General features: G+C 70.9%; 17 protein-coding genes. 9 read left to right on the top strand and 8 right to left on the bottom strand.

Annotated features, from left to right (window positions below):
• Nucleotides 1–80 precede the first annotated feature (80 nt).
• Nucleotides 81–878: an IclR family transcriptional regulator gene (locus P3T41_RS21255; RefSeq protein ID WP_280691562.1), complete on the bottom strand. Its 798-nt coding sequence runs from the start codon at nucleotides 876–878 to the stop codon at nucleotides 81–83.
• A gap of 194 nt (nucleotides 879–1,072) precedes the next feature.
• On the opposite strand from P3T41_RS21255, the gene aceB reads away from it, so the two are divergent.
• The 3 genes from aceB (at nucleotide 1,073) to gcl (ending at nucleotide 5,309) form a co-directional block, all read left to right on the top strand.
• Nucleotides 1,073–2,722, top strand: a complete 1,650-nt coding sequence (gene aceB / locus P3T41_RS21250) for a malate synthase A (protein ID WP_280691561.1) — start codon at nucleotides 1,073–1,075, stop codon at nucleotides 2,720–2,722.
• 82 nt (nucleotides 2,723–2,804) lie between these two features.
• Entirely contained in the window at nucleotides 2,805–3,194 is a 390-nt protein-coding gene (locus tag P3T41_RS21245; RefSeq protein ID WP_280691560.1) for a gamma-glutamylcyclotransferase, read from the top strand.
• 327 nt (nucleotides 3,195–3,521) lie between these two features.
• Nucleotides 3,522–5,309: a glyoxylate carboligase gene (gcl, locus tag P3T41_RS21240; protein WP_280691559.1), complete on the top strand. Its 1,788-nt coding sequence runs from the start codon at nucleotides 3,522–3,524 to the stop codon at nucleotides 5,307–5,309.
• Between the two features lie 125 nt (nucleotides 5,310–5,434).
• Here gcl and P3T41_RS21235 read toward each other — a convergent pair whose 3' ends face one another.
• The 7 genes from P3T41_RS21235 to P3T41_RS21205 all read right to left on the bottom strand — a co-directional run bounded on the left by P3T41_RS21235 (nucleotide 5,435) and on the right by P3T41_RS21205 (nucleotide 11,597).
• Nucleotides 5,435–7,075: an MFS transporter gene (locus tag P3T41_RS21235; RefSeq protein WP_280691558.1), complete on the bottom strand. Its 1,641-nt coding sequence runs from the start codon at nucleotides 7,073–7,075 to the stop codon at nucleotides 5,435–5,437.
• A gap of 220 nt (nucleotides 7,076–7,295) precedes the next feature.
• Complete coding sequence (locus P3T41_RS21230) at nucleotides 7,296–8,678, bottom strand: 8-oxoguanine deaminase (protein WP_280691557.1); 1,383 nt, start codon at nucleotides 8,676–8,678, stop codon at nucleotides 7,296–7,298.
• A gap of 194 nt (nucleotides 8,679–8,872) precedes the next feature.
• A complete protein-coding gene (pucL, locus tag P3T41_RS21225) occupies nucleotides 8,873–9,793 on the bottom strand; it encodes a factor-independent urate hydroxylase (protein ID WP_280691556.1) in 921 nt (306 codons plus the stop codon).
• Between the two features lie 17 nt (nucleotides 9,794–9,810).
• The gene (uraH, locus tag P3T41_RS21220) at nucleotides 9,811–10,146 is read right to left on the bottom strand and encodes a hydroxyisourate hydrolase (RefSeq protein ID WP_280691555.1); all 336 of its coding nucleotides are present in this window, start codon (nucleotides 10,144–10,146) and stop codon (nucleotides 9,811–9,813) included.
• A gap of 81 nt (nucleotides 10,147–10,227) precedes the next feature.
• The gene (gene uraD / locus P3T41_RS21215) at nucleotides 10,228–10,758 is read right to left on the bottom strand and encodes a 2-oxo-4-hydroxy-4-carboxy-5-ureidoimidazoline decarboxylase (RefSeq protein ID WP_280691554.1); all 531 of its coding nucleotides are present in this window, start codon (nucleotides 10,756–10,758) and stop codon (nucleotides 10,228–10,230) included.
• Between the two features lie 186 nt (nucleotides 10,759–10,944).
• Nucleotides 10,945–11,328 carry a helix-turn-helix domain-containing protein gene (locus P3T41_RS21210; protein WP_280691553.1) on the bottom strand — a complete coding sequence of 128 codons (384 nt, stop codon included), beginning with the start codon at nucleotides 11,326–11,328 and terminating at the stop codon, nucleotides 10,945–10,947.
• On the bottom strand, nucleotides 11,325–11,597 hold the full coding sequence (locus tag P3T41_RS21205; protein ID WP_280691648.1) for a thiamine-binding protein: 273 nt from the start codon (nucleotides 11,595–11,597) through the stop codon (nucleotides 11,325–11,327). Before P3T41_RS21205 ends, P3T41_RS21210 begins: the two co-directional genes overlap by 4 nt.
• A 173-nt stretch (nucleotides 11,598–11,770) precedes the next feature.
• Between P3T41_RS21205 and P3T41_RS21200 the strand changes: the two genes are divergently transcribed.
• The 6 genes from P3T41_RS21200 to P3T41_RS21175 all read left to right on the top strand — a co-directional run bounded on the left by P3T41_RS21200 (nucleotide 11,771) and on the right by P3T41_RS21175 (nucleotide 19,380).
• Nucleotides 11,771–12,628, top strand: a complete 858-nt coding sequence (locus tag P3T41_RS21200) for a TIM barrel protein (RefSeq protein WP_280691552.1) — start codon at nucleotides 11,771–11,773, stop codon at nucleotides 12,626–12,628.
• Between the two features lie 41 nt (nucleotides 12,629–12,669).
• Nucleotides 12,670–13,563 (top strand): 2-hydroxy-3-oxopropionate reductase, encoded by an 894-nt coding sequence (locus P3T41_RS21195; protein ID WP_280691551.1) that lies wholly within the window; start codon nucleotides 12,670–12,672, stop codon nucleotides 13,561–13,563.
• A gap of 319 nt (nucleotides 13,564–13,882) precedes the next feature.
• Nucleotides 13,883–15,028: a glycerate kinase gene (locus P3T41_RS21190; protein ID WP_280691550.1), complete on the top strand. Its 1,146-nt coding sequence runs from the start codon at nucleotides 13,883–13,885 to the stop codon at nucleotides 15,026–15,028.
• Nucleotides 15,029–15,166: 138 nt separating this feature from the next.
• The gene (gene allB / locus P3T41_RS21185) at nucleotides 15,167–16,519 is read left to right on the top strand and encodes an allantoinase AllB (protein ID WP_280691549.1); all 1,353 of its coding nucleotides are present in this window, start codon (nucleotides 15,167–15,169) and stop codon (nucleotides 16,517–16,519) included.
• Nucleotides 16,520–16,549: 30 nt separating this feature from the next.
• Nucleotides 16,550–17,824, top strand: coding sequence for an allantoicase (gene alc / locus P3T41_RS21180; protein ID WP_280691548.1), 1,275 nt, complete (start codon nucleotides 16,550–16,552; stop codon nucleotides 17,822–17,824).
• A gap of 95 nt (nucleotides 17,825–17,919) precedes the next feature.
• Nucleotides 17,920–19,380, top strand: coding sequence for a catalase (locus P3T41_RS21175; RefSeq protein WP_280691547.1), 1,461 nt, complete (start codon nucleotides 17,920–17,922; stop codon nucleotides 19,378–19,380).
• Nucleotides 19,381–19,430 lie beyond the last annotated feature (50 nt).

Below are 19,430 nucleotides of genomic sequence, written 5' to 3'. Positions count from 1 at the left end.
GCACCGTCAGATGGCGTGCCGTCATGACCGTGGCCCGGATCCGCTCCTGGATCCGGGCCACGGTCATGACGGGCGAAGGATCAGGGCGCCAGCACGCCGCCCAGCCGCTGCGCGATCTGCCGCATGACCGGCACCAGCGCCGTCGAAGCGATCTGCTCCTCCAGGGCCCGGATCCGCGCCTCCGGGCCGGAGACCGAGAGTGCGGTCGGCGTCGGGGCGCCCGGCACCGCGACGGCGATGCAGCGCACGCCGATCTCCTGCTCCTGGTCGTCCACCACGTAGCCGGCCTCCCGGGCGGTGACGAGCTGGGCGAGCAGGGCGTCGGGATCGGTGACGGTGAACTCGGTGTGCGCGGGCAGGGGTTGGGTGCCGAGCACGGCGCGGGCCTCGTCCTCGGTGAGCTGGGCGAGCAGCGCCTTGCCGACGCCGGTGCAGTGCGGCTGCACCCGGCGGCCGACCTCGGTGAACATCCGCATCGAGCGGCGCGACTGCACCTGGCCGACGTAGACCACCTCGCCGCCCTCCAGGACGGCCAGGTTCGCGGTCTCGCCGGTGGCCTCCATCAGTTCGGCCAGGTAGGGGCGGGCCCAGCTGCCGAGCAGCCGGCCCGCGGTCTCGCCGAGCCGGATCAGCCGCGGCCCCAGGGTGTAGCGCCGCGCGGTGTCCTGGCGGACGTAGCCCTGCTGTGCGAGGGTACGAACCAATCGGTGGATGGTCGGCATCGGGAGGCCCGAGGTGGTGGACAGCTCGCTGAGGGTCGCGACGCCGCCCGAGTCGGCTAGTGCTTCCAGGAGTTGGAAGGCGCGATCGACCGACTGCACGCCGCCCGCGGCGGCGCGCTCGGATCCGGTCGAAGCTGCGGCGGGGGTGCTTGCCACCGGCGTTCCCTTTGCTGTCGGGGGAGGAGTAGAGTCCCAGCGATCTACCTCAACAAACCGTTGAAATTCTGTATCGCGGAAACTAGTGTCCACCTTACAGAATCGAACTCGCCAGTAGGTGGGTCAGATCAGATGAGGGAAGCCCCTACCGGAGCTCCCTACACAGGTTCTACCGTTCAAGGAGTGTCCTGCCCATGGCTGCAGACCAGGGACCCGTCGGTACTTCCGCCGCTCCGGTCGTCACTGTCGCCGGTCCGCGCGTCCCCCGTGCGGAGGAGGTGCTCACGCCCGAGGCGGTCGCGTTCGTCGTGGGCCTCCATCGGACCTTCGAGAGCCGCCGGCAGGAACTCCTCGCCCGACGCCACACCCGTCGGGCCGAGATCGCCAAGGCCGGGACCCTCGACTTCCTGCCCGAGACCGCCGAGATCCGCGCTGCGGACTGGCAGGTCGCCCCGGCCCCCCGGGCGCTGCAGGACCGCCGAGTGGAGATCACCGGCCCGACCGACCGCAAGATGGTGATCAACGCGCTCAACTCCGGCGCGAAGGTCTGGCTGGCCGACTTCGAGGACGCCACCTCGCCCACCTGGCAGTCGGTGGTCTCCGGGCAGGTCAACCTGATCGACGCCTTCGAGGGCCGGATCGACTTCACCTCGCCCGAGGGCAAGGAGTACCGGCTCAAGCCCGCCGCCGAACTCGCCACCGTGGTGGTCCGCCCGCGCGGCTGGCACCTGGACGAGAACCACCTGATGGTGGACGGCGTGCCGGTGGCCGGCGCGTTCTTCGACTTCGGGCTCTACTTCTTCCACAATGCCGCGCGGCTGCTCGCCAAGGGAGCGCAGGACCCCAACTCCGGGCCCTACTTCTACCTCCCGAAGACCGAGAGCCACCTGGAGGCGCGCCTCTGGAACGACGTCTTCACCTACGCCCAGGAGCAGTTGGGCATCGAGCACGGCACCATCCGGGCCACCGTGCTGATCGAGACGATCCTGGCCGCCTTCGAGATGGAGGAGATCCTCTACGAGCTGCGCGACCACGCAGCCGGGCTGAACGCGGGCCGCTGGGACTACCTCTTCTCGATCGTCAAGAACTTCCGGGACGCCGGCGAGCGCTTCATCCTGCCCGACCGCAACAGCGTGGGCATGACCTCGCCGTTCATGGCCGCCTACGCCGGCCTGCTGGTGCAGACCTGCCACCGGCGCGGCGCGCACGCGATCGGCGGGATGGCCGCCTTCATCCCGAGCCGCAAGGACCCCGAGGTCAACGCGGCCGCGCTGGTCAAGGTCCGGGCGGACAAGGAGCGCGAGGCCGCCGGCGGCTTCGACGGCTCCTGGGTCGCCCACCCCGACCTGGTGCCGGTCGCCCGCGCCTGCTTCGACGCGGTGCTCGGCGAGCGGCCCCACCAGAAGGAGAACCCCGGCTCCGCCGGGCAGGTGACGGCCGCTCAGCTGCTGGACATCGCCGGCGCGGGCGGCTCCTGCACCGAGGCCGGTCTGCGGAACGCGGTCGCCGTGGGCCTGCGCTACTGCGAGGCCTGGCTGCGCGGACTGGGCGCGGTCGGCATCTTCAACATGATGGAGGACGCGGCCACCGCCGAGATCTCCCGCTCGCAGATCTGGCAGTGGATCCACAACGGCGTGGTGCTCGCCGACACCGGGGAGAAGGCCACCGCCGAGCTGACCCGCCGCCTGGTCGCCGAGGAACTCGCGGTGATCAAGGCCGAGCTGGGTGACGAGGCGTACGCGGCCGGCCGGTGGACCGAGGCGCGCGACCTCTTCGAGCAGGTCTCGCTCGCCGAGGACTTCGTCGACTTCCTGACGCTGCCAGGCTACGCACTGCTCGGCTGAGCACTTACTGCCGTTTCGTACGGTCCACCGGAGCGAACACGCCCCGGTGGACCATGCACGTCCTTCCAGAAAGGCTCCACCCATGGTCCGGATGTTCCTCAACGGCCAGGCGATGCGCGGCGGCGAGTTCCACCCGCTGGTCGCCGACGCCCCCTTCCTCGGCGTGGTCCGCACCGCGCCCGGCCACCGCTTCTTCTCCATCCGCGACGTCTGCCCGGGCGTGCTGCCCGACCCGAAGGCGGACACCGCGATCGAGGGCGAGCTGTACGAGGTGAGCCTGGAGCTCCTGCGGGACGAGCTGCTCCCGGGCGAGCCGCGAGAGCTCGAGTTCGGCGTGATCAAGCTGGCGGACGGCAGCGCCTGCTTCTCGATGGTGCTGGCCCGCGGCGAGCTGGAGCGTGGCGTCCACCGCGAGATCACCGAGTTCGGCGGCTGGCGCGCCTACCTGGCCACGCTGGGGCGCACCTTCTGACCCCCTGACCACCAGTACGGCCACCAGCGACCCGGGCACCATGACCGGGTCGCTGGTGGCCGTTGGCCTGCCAGCGGGCCTCGGGGTGGATCGGGGGCCCACCACACCCCAGGGGTGCGTATACGAATGGTGTGTTCGCTCCGAAGAGTCGGCTGGTCGCGGGGGCTGCGCTGGGTGGATCGCCAATAGCCACGGATTCAACGAGTTGTTGAAGATGGGTGCTCGGAACCCTTGACGCCCCGTCGGGCCGCCGCCTACCTTTTATTTCGCATCCTAAAAGCAATATTCCGTATTGTGGAATAAGAGCCGACCCGCAGGAGTACCCCGATGCCACGAATGACAGCCGCCCGTGCGGCAGTGGAGATCCTCAAGCGCGAAGGCGTTGAGGTCGCGTTCGGCGTGCCGGGCGCCGCGATCAACCCCTTCTACGCCGCGCTGAAGGCCGGCGGCGGGATCAAGCACACGCTGGCCCGCCACGTCGAGGGTGCCTCGCACATGGCCGAGGGCTACACCCGCACCAAGGCCGGCAACATCGGTGTCTGCATCGGCACCTCGGGCCCGGCCGGCACCGACATGATCACCGGCCTGTACTCGGCGATCGCCGACTCGATCCCGATCCTGTGCATCACCGGCCAGGCGCCGGTCGCCAAGCTGCACACCGAGGACTTCCAGGCCGTCGACATCGCCTCGATCGCCAAGCCGGTCACCAAGGCCGCGACCACCGTGCTGGAGGCCGCCCAGGTCCCCGGCGTCTTCCAGCAGGCCTTCCACCTGATGCGCTCGGGCCGTCCCGGCCCGGTCCTGATCGACCTGCCGATCGACGTCCAGCTGACCGAGATCGAGTTCGACCCGGAGACCTACCAGCCGCTGCCGGTCTACAAGCCGGCCGCCAGCCGCGCCCAGATCGAGAAGGCGATCGGCTTCCTGCTGGAGTCCGAGCGGCCGCTGATCGTCGCCGGTGGCGGCATCCTCAACGCCGACGCCGCCGACCTGCTGGTCGAGTTCGCCGAGCTGACCGGCACCCCGGTGATCCCCACCCTGATGGGCTGGGGCGCCATCGCCGACGACCACGAGCTGAACGCCGGCATGGTCGGCGTGCAGACCTCGCACCGCTACGGCAACGCGAACTTCCTGGCGTCGGACTTCGTCCTGGGCATCGGCAACCGCTGGGCCAACCGCCACACCGGCTACAAGCTGGACGTCTACCGCGGCGAGCGCAAGTTCGTCCACGTGGACATCGAGCCCACCCAGATCGGCCGGATCTTCGCCCCGGACTTCGGCATCGCCTCCGACGCCAAGGCCGCGCTGGAGCTCTTCGTCGAGGTGGCCAAGGAGCTCAAGGCCGCCGGCAAGCTGCCGGACCGCGGCGAGTGGGTGGCCGCCACCCAGGAGCGCAAGGCGACCCTGCAGCGCCGCACGCACTTCGACAACATCCCGATGAAGCCGCAGCGCGTCTACGAGGAGATGAACAAGGCGTTCGGTCCGGAGACCCGCTACGTCACCACCATCGGCCTCTCCCAGATCGCCGGCGCGCAGATGCTGCACGTCTACAAGCCGCGCCACTGGATCAACTGCGGCCAGGCCGGCCCGCTCGGCTGGACCATCCCGGCCGCCCTCGGTGTCGCCACCGCCGACCCCGAGAGCCCGGTCGTCGCGCTCTCCGGCGACTACGACTTCCAGTTCATGCTGGAGGAGCTGGCGGTCGGCGCCCAGCACAAGATCCCGTACGTGCACGTGCTGGTGAACAACGCGTACCTGGGCCTGATCCGGCAGGCGCAGATCGGCCTGGACATCAACTTCCAGGTCAACCTGGAGTTCGAGAACATCAACTCCCCGGAGTTGGGCGTCTACGGCGTCGACCACGTCAAGGTGGTCGAGGGCCTGGGCTGCAAGGCGATCCGGGTCACCGACCCGAACGAGCTGGGCGCCGCCTTCGAGCAGGCCAAGAAGCTCGCCGCCGAGTTCCAGGTGCCGGTCGTGGTCGAGGCGATCCTGGAGCGGATCACCAACATCGCGATGAGCAAGACGGCCGACATCAGCGACATCAGCGAGTTCGAGGAGCTGGCCACCGAGCCGGGCCACGCCCCGACCGCGATCAAGACGCTCAAGGTCTGATCGAGGATCTGATCGAAGGTCGGACTGGAAGCTCTGGCTGAAAGTCCGACCGAGCGAAAGCCGAAGGCCCGTCGACCTCCCGGGGGAGTCGACGGGCCTTCTGGCCGTGCGTGGTTCGGTGCGGCTCAGCGCGCCTTGGCCAGGCCCGACGGGCACGGGTTGCCCCGGTCGAACGAGTACTTCCCGGTGATCCGGTAGGTGCCGGGGGCCGGCGCGTAGAGCACCGTCCACTCGCCCTGCTGGGCCAGGCAGCCGTTCGCGTCGCCCTGGTCGCCCGCGATGCCCAGCCACGGCGACCAGGGCAGCAGCAGGTGGACCGAGCCCGCGCTGGGCACCTGGACGGTCAGCGCCGCGGGGCCGGCCTGCTGCACCACGGCGGGCGGCGCGGCCAGCGGGGTGGCGTCGGTGACCTGGTACAGCCGCCAACTGCCGTGCTGCCAGATCGGGTCCAGCCAGGGCTGCCCGGCGGCGACCAGCGCCGCCTCCTCCTTCGCCGCGTCGTCCGGCTTGTCGCTGGAGAGCGCCACATAGCCGACGCCCCAGCGCTGCAGCCAGGCGTGGTAGTCGCTCGGGGCCAGCTTGTCGGCGTAGAAGAGCGGGTTGCGGGTGACGTCCGTCTGCCGGTTCCAGCCACGGGCCAGGTCCACGTACGGGGCCACCCCGCTGGCCTCCCAGTGCGAGGCGAGCGGGACCACCTCCACCCGGGTGCGGTCCGCGCCGACCGTGTGCAACTCGTTGATCAGCGCCTTGCCGTCGGAGGCCGCCCTGGCCACCGGCACGGTCACCAGCAGGTCGCCCAGCGTCCGCCCGGCCAGCCAGGCGGCCACCGAGATGAAGGCGACCCCCACCAGCAGCGACCGACGCCGGGCCAGCCGGACGTTCAGCAGCACCGCGAGCAGCACGGTGCCGGCGAAGAGCAGGCTGAGCCGCTCCACGTTGCTGCCCACCGGCGAGGGGATCAGCCAGACCAGCACCACCCCGGCCGAGTAGACCAGCGCCCCGCGCCGCACCGCGAGCCAGTCGCCCGGCACCAGCAGGGCCACCGCGAGCGCGGCCGCCACCACCGGCGCGGCCGCCCACCAGTCGAAGGGCTGCACCCCGTAGAACGGGAAGAGCACCGAGGTGCCGGCCACCACCAGGACCGGGGCCGCCGCCAGCGGACAGCTCTCCCGGCGACGCCCGGTCAGGAAGAGCGCGGCGGCCAGCACTTCCAGGAAGAGACCGACCACCGGACTGCCCATGGTGGCCAGCGCCGCCAGCGCGAAGAGCCAGGTGCCGCGCAGCCGCCGCGGGCCGCCGCGGTCGACGGCCAGCACGGTGGCCGCCAGACCGAAGGCCACCCCGATCGCGAAAGTCACCCGTCCTGAGGCGACGTCACACCAGAGGGCGAACGCCGTCCACAGCGCGGGGGCCAGCGGCCGCCGCAGACCCGAGCGGGTCAGCAGGGTGGCGGCCAGCGCCGCGGAGGCGGTGCCGACCAGCATGCCGGTGGTCCTGACTCCCAGCAGGCCCATCAGATAGGGCGACAGCACGCTGTACGAGGCGGTGTGCATCCCGCCGTACCAGGACAGGTTGTAGGCCGCGTCCGGGTGCTGGCGGGTGAACTCGGTCCAGGCGTACTGGGCGGCCAGATCGCCCGCGTCGTTGGCCAGGGCGACGGCCCAGATCAGGTGCAGCACAGCGGCCAGCAGGGTGGCGGCGAACACCGGGTGGCGCAGTGCGGCGGGCAGGCGGGCAGCGGGAATCGCCGACCCCACGGTGGTCATATGGTCTCTTTCGGCCGTCGAGGAGCGGTGTGCGGTCAGCTGGGCTGAGTAGCAGTAACCTACGGTGCCGTCCCGCACGGTACGCCACAGCCCCGGACCCTCGCCGTGGGTCCGGGGCTGCGTTCCGGCCGACCTGACGGTCGTCCGGAGTCCGGGTCACGCACCGTCCCTGGGCGGCCCGGAGTCTGGGGGATTTAGCTGGGAGCCTGCTGAGTGGCGGTCAGCCGCGGGCGGCCAGCTCCTTGGCGGCGCGGGCGCAGGCCAGGGCGATCTGGTCCTCGTTGGCGGTCGTCAGGTTGCCCTTCTCCACCACCGCGTTGCCGTTGACGAAGAGCGCGGCCAGCGGCGGCAGCGCGCCCAGCGTCAGCGCGGCCACCGGGTCGGCGATCGAGGAGTGCATGATCCCGTCGACCTTCCAGAGCGCCAGGTCGGCGAGCTTGCCCACCTCGATCGAGCCGATCTCGTGCTGCCGGCCCAGCACCCGGGCGCCGCCCATGGTGCCCAGGCGCAGCGCGCCGCGCGCGGTCAGCGCGTCGGGGCGGCCGTGCAGCCGGTTGATCAGCAGCGCGTTGCGCAGCTCGGTGCCCAGCTCGCCGGACTCGTTGGAGGCGGTGCCGTCCACGCCCAGACCCACCGGGACGCCGGCCTTCAGCATGTCCGGGACCCGGGCGATGCCGGCCGCCAGGCGCGCGTTGGAGGAGGGGCAGTGCGCCACACCGGTGCCGGTCTCGGCGAACTTGGCGATGTCGGAGTCGTTCATGTGGACGCAGTGCGCCATCCAGACGTCCTCGCCCAGCCAGCCGGTCGACTCGAAGTAGTCGGTGGGGCCCATGCCGAACAGCTCCTTGCAGAACTGCTCCTCCTCGGCCGTCTCGGAGCCGTGGGTGTGCAGCCGAACGCCCTTGCGGCGGGCCAGCACGGCGGCCTCGCGCATCAGTTCGGTGGAGACCGAGAACGGCGAGCAGGGCGCGATGGCGACGTGCAGCATCGAGCCGAACGAGGCGTCGTGGTAGGTGTCCACGGCCGCCTCGGAGGCGATCAGGATGTCCTCGGTGGTCTCCACCGCGTGGTCCGGCGGCAGGCCGCCGTCCTTCTTGCTGCGGTCCATCGAGCCGCGCAGCGCGGTGAAGCGCATGCCGAGCGACTGGACGGCCTCGATCGAGGCGCCCAGGATGTCGCCGCCGTCCTTCGGGAACACGTAGTGGTGGTCCGAGGCGGTGGTGCAGCCGGACTTGAGCAGTGCGGCGGCCGAGCCGAGGGTGGCGGCGTGCACCAGCTTGTCGTCGATCCGGGCCCAGGTCGGGTAGAGCGCGACCAGCCAGTCGAACAGGATGTTGTCCTGGGCCAGGCCGCGGGTGATCCACTGGTAGAAGTGGTGGTGGGTGTTGACCAGGCCCGGGGTGACCAGGTGCCCCTCGCCGTTGATCCGGCGTACCACGTTGTCCAGCCACTGCGGCGCGGGGCCGTCGCCGACCGACTCGATGACGTTGCCCTTGATCACCACGTGGCCGCGGGCGTACTCGGTGTCGGCGGCGTCGACCGTGGCGATCGCGACGTTCTCGATCACGATCCGCTGATCGGCGGGCGGGGGCTGGACTGCCATGGGTGACTCCTGTGGAGTGGGGGGCGTTGTGCGGGACCGCGCGGTCCGACGGCGCGCCGGGGAGGCGGGAGGCCTGCCGTCAGGCCGCGCGGTCCGGCCAGGGTGTCACCGCCGTCAGCGGTACCGGGGTCCCGAGGGCGGGACGGCGGAGCGAGAATCCCTCGGGTGGGGGGCCGGTCGTGAGCCGGGAGGTGTCAGACGACCGGGATGACCGGGGTGACGCCGTCGCGGTGCACGGTGCCCTCGATCAGGCCGTACATCCGGTCGGCGGCGTAGTACACCTCGTTCTCGTTCTTGAGGTCGAAGGGCGACAGGTCGACCAGGAAGTGGTGCTTGTTCGGCAGCTCCAGGCGGACCTCGTCCACCTCGGCGCGGTTGTTCAGCACCCGGGTGCCCATCGCGTGCAGGGTCTGCTGCAGCGAGTAGGAGTAGGTCTCGGCGAAGGCCTCCAGCATGTGGCGGCGCACGTGCTGGTAGGAGCGGTTCCAGTTCGGCTGGGCCTCGTCCTCGCGGCCGCTGTAGGAGTACTTCCAGCGCGCCGTGACCTGGGTGGCAAGGATCCGGTCGTACGCCTCCTGGAGGGTGGTGTACTTGTCCTTGATGTAGCCCCAGAACTCGGAGTTGGTCGTGTTCATCACGACCAGGTCCTTGAGACCGGAGATCACCTGGACGGTCTCGCCGTCGTACACGATCTCGGTGGTGCGGGTCTCACCGCCGTCGCGGACGAAGGAGTGGCCGACCTCCTCCGAGCCGATGAAACGCGAGGTGTTGTCCGGGGTCTTGATCCGGTTCCAGGTGTACTCCTCGATCCGGATCCGGGCGCTGTGCACCACGCCACGCTCGGTGTTGTCGACGAAGTGGCGCGCCAGCGTGATGCCGAACGCCTCCGCCGACTCGATGCCGTGCTCCTTGGCGAAGGCGAAGACGGTGTTCTTGGTGGTGTCGGTGGGCAGGCAGTTGGCGTTCGAGCCGGTGAGGTGGACGTCCTCGAACTCGCCCTGGAGGGCGACCGAGACGTTCAGGTCCTTGATCTCGTGACGGGTGCTGTCACGGTAGACCCGGACGATGCGGTTCTCCGCCTTGCCGTACTGGTTCTGACCGAGCACGTGGGCCATCGTCGGCTCCTTGCTGTCTAGCTTCCGCGGTAGACGGAATATCCGAAGGGGTTCAGCAGCAGCGGCACGTGGTAGTGGTGCTGCGCGGGCGCGACCGTGAAGACGATCGAGACCTCGGGGAAGAACGGCGTCTCGCTGGACTTGGCGGCGTAGTACGCCGCCGTGTCGAAGCGGAGCCGGACGACCGAGCCCGCCTCCACGGCCGGCAGGTCCTTGGCCCGGCCGTCGGAGTCCGTGGCGGAGGTGCCGAGCACCGTCCAGCCACCCTCGGTGTTGAGTGCGAGCTCGACCGGCACACCCTCGGCCGGGCGGCCGAGGCTGGTGTCGAGCACGTGGGTGGAGATGCCAGTCATGGCGGAAGTGACCTTACTGGTGGCAGGAGTGACGGATCGTCAGCTGATGGTTCGACAGCCGGCCGACGGTGCGTCGGTAGGTCAGACGGCCGGCTCGTCCAGCAGGCGGTTGAGCCGGATGTCGTTGATCTTGCGCAGCTCGCCGCGGACGATCTCGGCCTCGGTGGCCGCGTCGTTCGGGAAGCGCTCGCGCAGTGCGGCGAGCATGGTGGCCGCGGTGCGCCCGGTGGCGCAGATCAGGAACACGTGGCCGAACTTCGCCTCGTAGGCGGCATTGGCCTCGTGCAGTTCATCGAGGAGTGCCTGGTCCACTCCGTGGATGCCGGCCTGCTCGCGCTCCGAGGTGGCGTCGCCCGTCCTGGGCTTGCCGATCCGGGCGTGGCCGGCCATCGCGTCGTCCAGGTCGGTGACCGCGAGGTCCGCCATGGCGGCCGCGTTGGCGGCCAGCAGGGCGTCGCGGTCGGACCAGGGCCGGCTGCCGGCGACGGCGGCGGCCCAGGTGGGGCTGGAGCAGACCTCCAACAGAGTCCGCTCCAGCTCGGCGGCCGGGGCCGCCGCCAGCGCCCCGAGGGCGCCGGGTGCGTCAACTGACGCGTGAGGGTGGTTGGTCACGGGTGGACCTCCTGAAGAGTGGTGCCACCCGCACAAGCTAGATCCACCACCTCCGGCCGTCAACACTTTGTTGAAGCCTTGGTGGTTACGTTTCGAACCGCCGGTGCTCGCCGACCGCTTTCGTGTGCGATCCGCCAAGTGTGCCGGACTCGTCCCTCGGTGAGAATTGCCTGGTCGGCCGGGGTGTCAGCCGCTCTTCGGTCCGTCCACCTGACGGTTGAGGTAGTTGTACACCGTGAAGCGGCTGACGCCCAGCGCGGAGGCGACGGTTTCCACACCGTGTCGCACGGTGAAGGCGCCGCGCTCCTCCAGCAGGGCGACGACCCGCTGCTTCTCCAGCCGGTCCAGCTCGCTGAGCGGTCGGCCGTCGAACTGGCGGATCATCTCGGCCAGCAGCCGGTCGAGCGCACTGCTCAGGTGGGGCAGGCGGACGGCGAGTGCCGCCTCGCCGTCCCACTCGAGGACCACGTCGTCCGGCTTCGCCTCGGCGAGGTCGAGGGCGGTCGCCCCGACCGCGTCCAGCAGCGGCTTTATCGCTCGGCTGAGCGGGTGCTCCAGGGCGTCGGTCACGGTGTACCCACTCCTTCGGGGGTCTCGGGGCCGGCTTCGGCATCGGGAACCACGCTGACCTGGAACGAGATCCGGCTGGCGCCGGCGTCCAGGGAGTCGTGCAGCAGTCGGGTCACCGCGGTGAGCACCTGCTCGGCGTCGCCCTCGGCGCTGGTCCCGAACGGGCCGACCGAGACGGCGAGGCCCGCCTCGTCGACCACCCGCCGGGCCGCGACCGCGTGGTCCGGGAAGTTGACCAGTTCGAACGGTTCTGTCGTGAACTCCACCATCAATCGCACCAGGTCACTGTAGCGAGCGGGTGGCCCGTGGCACCGGTCGGGCGAAAGAGATTCAACAAACTGTTGCATTGCCCTTGACACTTCCTCGGGTACTCGTGGCAAGCTTCCACCAAGCAGAATCCCTCTTCCGCATCATGGAAGTTGTGATGATGGTGAACTGAAAGGTGAGGGACGTGACGGCCGCTTCCGAGTACGCGTCTGTGAATGGACGCGCCACGATCAACCTGTCCATCCTCTTCACGGAGCTCCCGCTCCTGGAGCGCCCCGCCGCGGCTGCCGCCGCCGGCTTCACGGCGGCCGAGCTCTGGTGGCCCTTCGGCACCGAGACGACCCCCGCCGAGGCCGAGCTGGACGCGCTGCGCAAGGCCTTCGGCGACGCGGGTGTCCGCCTCACCGGCCTCAACTTCCTCGACGACCTCTCGGTGGGCGCCAAGGGCACCGCCTCGGTCCCGGCCGAGCGCGAGCGCTTCCGCACCAACGTCCCGGTCGCCGCCGCGCTGGCCGAGTCGCTCGGTGCCGGTGCGCTGAACGCGATCTACGGCAACCGGACCGAGGGCGTCTCCGCCGAGGAGCAGGACGCGCTCGCGCTGGAGAACCTCGTCCTGGCCGCCCGGGCCGCGCACTCCATCGGCGCGATCCTGCTGATCGAGGCGCTGAACCGGAACGACGCGCCCGACTACCCGCTGCACACCGCCGAGGCCGCCGTCGAGGTGGTCGACCGGGTCAACGCCGCCACCGGGCTCGGCAACGCCAAGTTCCTCTGCGACCTCTACCACCTGTCGGTCAACGGCGAGGACCTGAACGCCGTCATCGACGCCCACGCGGACAAGATCGGCCACGTCCAGATCGCCGACAACCCGGGCCGCAACGAGCCCGGCACCGGCGACCTCGACCTCGCCGCGCTGCTGGACCGGCTGACCGCCGCCGGTTACACCGGTCCGATCGGCCTGGAGTACAAGCCCGCAGGCGGCGTCAGCGCCGACAGCTTCGGGTGGCTGCCGCGCGAGCTGCGCGCCAGCTGACCCATCGGACAATCTCCCCTCGTACAAAAGGATTTGACGCGATGAGCGCCTCCCGCAAGATCGCCTTCATCGGCCTGGGCATCATGGGCAAGCCCATGGCCATCAACCTGGTCAAGGCCGGCCACCACGTCACCGGCTTCAACCTGGAGCAGTCCGCGATCGACGCCGTGGTCGCGGCCGGCGGTCACGGTGCGAGCAGCATCGCCGAGGCCGTCAAGGACGCCGAGGTCGTCATCACCATGGTCCCGGCGGACCCGCACGTCGAGCAGGTCATCCTCGGTGAGGGTGGCGTGCTGGAGAACGCGAAGGCCGGCGCCCTGGTGATCGACATGTCCTCGATCACCCCGCAGACCTCGATCAAGGTCGAGGCCGCCGCCAAGGAGAAGGGCGTCCGCACCCTGGACGCCCCGGTCTCCGGCGGCGAGGCCGGCGCGATCGAGGCAGTGCTCTCGATCATGGTCGGTGGCGCGGCCGAGGACTTCGCCGAGGCCAAGCCGCTCTTCGACGTGCTGGGCACCACCGTGATCCACGTGGGTCCGGCCGGCGCCGGCCAGACCGTGAAGGCGGCCAACCAGCTGATCGTGGCCGTGAACATCCAGGTGGTGGCCGAGGCCGTGGTCTTCCTGGAGAACGCGGGCGTCGACCTGCAGGCCGCGCTGGACGTGCTCGCGGGCGGCCTGGCCGGTTCGACCGTGCTGAACCGCAAGAAGGCCAACATGGTCGACCGCGAGTTCGCCCCGGGCTTCCGGATCGACCTGCACCACAAGGACATGGGCATCGTGACGGCCGCCGCGCGCGCCGTCGAGGCCCCGCTGCCGGTCGGCTCGCTCGTCGCCCAGCTGGTCGCCTCGGCCCGCGCCAACGGTGACGGCTCGCTGGACCACTCGGCGCTGCTGCGCGGTGTGGAGCGCCTGGCGGGCCGCGAGGTCAAGTAACCCGCAGGGTTACCACTGAACTCCTCCTGGTGGCGTGTACCTGTCCGGTCGTGCCCGCGTCACCAGGAGGGCACTTTCGACCAGCAGGCGACCGTGGGGCTCATATTCCCTCGCCTGCTGGTCGTGCCAACCGGCGGCGCAAGCGCACTTCGGTCGTGCGCGACGCGCCGCCCGGCCCCCTCCCTCGCCGAGGGGAGCCTCCCGTACGTCGGAAGCGGGACGGGAGGAACGGCGGGGAGGGGGTCGCACCCCGCTTCGGCGGGTGTGAGTCCGCATGATTGAAAGACCATCAGCTCATCCCGGAAGTGAGGCCAGCACCATGCCCGCCACCCCCACTCAGGGCCATGTGGTCGTAGCTCCCGACAAGTTCAAGGGCACCCTGGAGGGCGCCGAGGTCGCCGCCCGGCTGGCCGCCGGCATCCGCCGGGTGGTCCCCGGCGTCGAGGTCCGCGAACTGCCGGTCGCCGACGGCGGCGAGGGCACCCTGGCCGCGGCCCTCGCGGCCGGCTTCGTCCGGATCCCGGCGAAGGTGGCAGGTCCGACCGGTCTGCCGGTGGACGCCGCGATCGCCGTCAAGGGCGATCTCGCCGTGGTCGAGCTCGCCCAGGCCTCGGGCCTGGCCCGGCTGCCCGGCGGACGCACCGCGCCGCTCGCGGCCGGCTCCTTCGGGGTCGGTCAGCTGATCGGCCGGGCGGTCCAGCTGGGCGCCAAGCGGATCGTGCTGGGCCTGGGCGGCAGCGCCTGCACCGACGGTGGCGCGGGCATGGTCCAGGCGCTGGGCGTCGGCCTGTTCGACGCCCAGGGCACCGAGCTCCCGCCAGGCGGTGCGGCCCTGCGCCGGCTGCACCGCCTGGATCCGGGCGCGCTGGCCGACACGCTGCGCGGGGTGGAGGTCGTGGTCGCCTGCGACGTGGACAATCCGCTGCTCGGCGCCCGTGGTGCCACCGCCGTCTACGGTCCCCAGAAGGGGGCCGAGGGCGAGGACCTGGTGGTGCTGGAGGCGGGCCTGACCCGCTGGGCCGACGTGGTGCGCGAGAGCACCGGAACAGACTTCCGTGACGCCCCCGGCGCCGGGGCCGCAGGCGGGGTCGGCTTCGCCGCCCTGGCCCTGCTCGGCGCCACCATGCGGCCCGGCATCGAGCTGCTGCTCGAACTGCTGGGCTTCGACGAGGCCGTGCGTGGGGCACGCCTGGTCGTGACCGGCGAGGGATGCCTGGACGCGCAGACGCTCCATGGCAAGGCCCCCGCCGGAGTAGCCGCGGCGGCCACCGGGGCGGGGGTTCCGGTGGCCGCTGTGGCCGGTCGACTCGAGCTGGCCGAGGACGAGTGGCGCGGGGCCGGCTTCGCGGCCGCGTACGCGCTGGTCGAGCTGGCCGAGCAGCCGGGGGACAGCATCACCAAGGCGGCGGAGCTGGCCGAGCTGGCGGGGGAGACGCTGGCCAGGGACCTGCTCGTGGGTCGGTAGGAACGCGCGGTCCGGCATGAAGTCCCCGCGTCGTTAAGTCCCCAAGCGTTCATCGTATTTTCCTACATTGACGTTTTGTTGAAGGCGGGCCTAGGCTCCGAGCCACTCCCACCGCAGCAGTTGAGTCCGGAGGTCTTGATGCAGCAGTCGACCGCGGTGATCCGCTCCCGTCGCGTGGTCCTCCCCGACGGTGAGCGCCCGGCCGACGTGCTGGTCCAGGACGGTCGGATCGCGCGGATCGCCGCTCACGGTTCGGTCCCGGCAGGCGACGCACGACTCACCGACCTCGGCGAGATCGCGCTGCTGCCCGGCCTGGTCGACACCCACGTGCACGTCAACGAGCCGGGCCGGACCGAGTGGGAGGGCTTCGCCACCGCCACCCGGGCCGCCGCGGCCGGCGGCGTCACCACGATCATCGACATGCCGCTCAACTCGATACCGCCGACCACCACGGTGGCCGGGCTGGCGGCCAAGCGGCGCACCGCCGAGGGTCAGGCCTGGGTCGACCTCGGCTTCTGGGGCGGGGCGATACCGGGCAACACCGGCGACCTGGAACCGCTGCACCAGGCCGGCGTGTTCGGCTTCAAGAGCTTCCTGGCCCCGTCCGGCGTGGACGAGTTCCCGCACGTCGGGCCCGCCGACCTGACGGCCGTGCTCGCCGAGCAGGCCCGGATCGGGGCGCTGGCGATCATCCACGCCGAGGACCCGGCGGTGCTGGACGCGGCCCCGCAGGTACCCGGCACGCACTACCGCGACTTCCTCGCCTCCCGCCCCGACGACGCCGAGACGACGGCCGTCGCCCGGCTGCTGGACACCGCGCGGCGCACCGGCGCCCGGGTCCACATCCTGCACGTCTCCTCGGCGGCGGTGCTGCCGCTGCTGGCCCAGGCCCGCGCCGACGGCGTCCAGGTCACCGCGGAGACCTGCCCGCACTACCTGACGCTGGCCGCCGAAGAGGTGCCGGACGGCGACACCGCCTTCAAGTGCTGCCCGCCGATCCGTGACGAGTCCAACCGCGACCAGCTCTGGGCGGCGCTCGCCCGCGGCGAGTTCATCGGCATCGTCTCCGACCACTCGCCCTCCACGCCCGACCTGAAGCAGCTTCAGAAGTACGGCGGCAGCGGCGACTTCGCCAAGGCCTGGGGCGGCATCGCCTCGCTGCAGCTGGGCCTGCCGGCGATCTGGACCGAGGCCCGCAAGCGCGGCCACACGCTGGGCGACCTGGTGCGCTGGATGTCCAGTGGCCCGGCCTCGCTGGTCGGCCTGGACGGCACCAAGGGCGCGATCGCCGTCGGGCACGACGCCGACCTGGTCGCCTTCGACCCGGATGCCGACTTCTCGGTCGATCCGGCCGGGCTGCACCACCGCAACCCCGTCACCCCGTACGCCGGCAAGACGCTGACCGGCTCCGTCCGCACCACCTGGCTGCGCGGCCGGGTGGTGGACGTGCACGCCGAGCCCTTCGGCCGCCAGCTCCTGCGCACCCGCTGACCCCTGATCTCGCTGAGGAGCGACGACGACATGAGTGACAGTCAGACCCCGGCCGCTCCTTTCACCGAGCTGGTCAACCTGGCCTCCCGCCTGCTGGGCGCCGGTGTGGTGGCCACCAACGAGGACACCTTCGCGGACGCGGAGAACCTGCTGGTCGCCAAGCCCGCCGAGTTCCGGGCCCACACCTTCGGCCACAAGGGCCAGATCATGGACGGCTGGGAGAGCAAGCGCCGCCGCGGCGTCAGCGCCGAGCAGCCGCACCCGACCGACGAGGACCACGACTGGGCGATCGTCCGGCTCGGCGTCGCGGGCCGGATCCACGGCGTGATCGTGGACACCGCGCACTTCACCGGCAACTACCCGGAGACCGCCTCGGTGCAGGCCGCCTCGATACCCGGGATCCCCTCGGTCGAGGAACTGGCCGCGGCCGAGTGGACCGACCTGGTGGCGCGCACCGCGCTGCGCGGCGACACCGCGCACGAGTTCGCGGTCGAGGACCCGACCCGGTACACCCACGTGCGGCTGAACATCTGGCCGGACGGTGGCGTGGCCCGGCTGCGGGTGCACGGCGAGGTGCTGCCGGACCCGCGCGACCTGGACGGGCTCACCTTCGACCTGGCCGCCCAGGAGTACGGCGGCGTGGCCGAGGCGGCCTCGGACCGGTACTTCTCCTCCCCGCACAACCTGAACGCTCCCGGCCGCGCCTCCGTCATGGGCGAGGGCTGGGAGACCCGGCGTCGGCGCGACAAGGCCAACGACTGGGTGCAGATCGCCCTGGCCGGGGGCGGCGAGGTCCTTGCCGTCGAGGTGGACACCACCCACTTCGTCGCCAACGCTCCCGGCTGGGCCGACCTGATGGGCTACGACGCCTCGAACGGCGGTGACCCGCGGACCGACGCCGCGGGCTGGTTCGAGCTGCTGCCGCGGACCCGGCTGCAGCCGGACACCCGGCACCGGCTGCGGCTGGGCGCGTCGTCCGCCGCCCGTCCGGTGACCCATGTGCGGATCAACGTCTACCCGGACGGCGGCCTGGCCCGGCTGCGGCTGACCGGCAAGCTCACCGAGGCCGGCCGCGGCGCCCTGGCGCTGCGCTGGTTCAACGCGCTGCCGGCCGCCGAGGCCGCGCAGGCGCTGACCGAGGCCGGGCTGGCCGAGGCCGAGGCGTGGACGCTGACCGCCGTCCGCCCGCTGGCCGACGCCGCGGAGCTGACCACGGCCGTGTCGGCGCTGCAGCCGAGCGACGGCCCTGACGGCACCGAGACCTCGCGGCGGGCCGCCGCGATCTGGCGCCTGCTGGGCGTCTGACCTTCCCTCTCTTGGCTTTTGCAGACTCTGCCAAGCGCGTTCCGGTGGCTTTGCAAGGTCTGCAGACCAGCAACTCTCGTACCTGAAGGACCCCCATGCCCAAGAACCTGACCACCGAGTCCGGCGCCCCGATCGCCGACAACCAGAACTCGGCCTCGGCCGGCGAGTACGGCCCGCTGCTCATCCAGGACCAGCAGCTGATCGAGAAGCTCGCCCGGTTCAACCGCGAGCGCATCCCGGAGCGCGTGGTGCACGCCCGCGGCTCCGGCGCCTACGGCTACTTCGAGGTGACCGACGAGGTCTCCCAGTACACCCGCGCCGACTTCCTCTCCGAGATCGGCAAGCGCACCGAGGTCTTCCTGCGCTTCTCCACCGTGGCCGGCAACCTGGGCGCCAACGACGCGGTCCGCGACCCGCGCGGCTTCGCGCTGAAGTTCTACACCGCCGAGGGCAACTACGACCTGGTCGGCAACAACACCCCGGTCTTCTTCATCAAGGACCCGCTGAAGTTCCCCGACTTCATCCACTCGCAGAAGCGCGACCCGTTCACCGGCATCACCGAGGCCGACAACGTCTGGGACTTCTGGGCGCACGCCCCCGAGGCCACCCACCAGATCACCTGGCTCTTCGGCGACCGTGGCATCCCCGCCTCCTACCGCCACATGAACGGCTACGGCTCGCACACCTACCAGTGGGTCAGCGAGTCGGGCGAGGCCTTCTGGGTCAAGTACCACTTCAAGACGAACCAGGGCGTCCGCTCGCTGGACGGCTCCCAGGCCGCCGAGCTGGTGGGCGGCGATGCCGACAGCCACCAGCGCGACCTGCACCAGGCGATCGAGCGCGGCGTCTTCCCGTCCTGGACCCTCTACGTCCAGCTGATGCCGGTGGCCGAGGCGGCCGAGTACCGCTTCAACCCGTTCGACCTCACCAAGGTCTGGCCGCACGCCGACTACCCGCTGGTCAAGGTCGGCCGCCTGGTCCTGAACAAGAACCCGGAGAACGTCTTCGCCGAGGTCGAGCAGGCCGCCTTCTCGCCGAACAACTTCGTGCCCGGCATCGGCCCCTCGCCCGACAAGATGCTCCAGGGCCGCCTGTTCGCCTACGCCGACGCCCAGCGCTACCGCCTCGGCGTCAACCACACCCTGCTCGCCGTCAACGCCCCCAAGGCGACCGAGGCGAACAACTACGGCCGGGACGGCTTCTCGGCCGTCAACAAGGCCGGCCGCGGCAAGAACTACGAGCCCAACTCGTACGACGGCCCGGCGCAGACCGACCGGGCGCTGGCCGCACCGGTCGCCCTGAACGGCTACACCGGGAGCTACACCACCCCGGCGCACACCAAGGACGACGACTTCTTCCAGGCCGGCGAGCTCTACCGGGTGATGTCCGAGGGCGAGAAGAGCCGCCTGATCGACAACCTGGCCGGCTTCCTGGCCCAGGTCAGCCGTGAGGACGTCATCGAGAAGAACCTGGCGCACTTCCACGCCGCCGACGAGGAGTACGGCTCCCGCCTGGAGGCGGCCGTCGCCAAGCTCCGTGCCGGCGACGAGGGCTGAACCACCCTCAGGTTCCGTCAGGACGCGTAGGACCAGAGGCTGACTGACAC

It is taken from the genome of Kitasatospora sp. GAS204B (assembly GCF_029892155.1).
In the GTDB taxonomy this organism is placed as follows: domain Bacteria; phylum Actinomycetota; class Actinomycetes; order Streptomycetales; family Streptomycetaceae; genus Kitasatospora.
The sequence above is the reverse complement of the archived record's forward strand: the minus strand, read 5'-3'. Positions and strand labels throughout refer to the sequence as shown.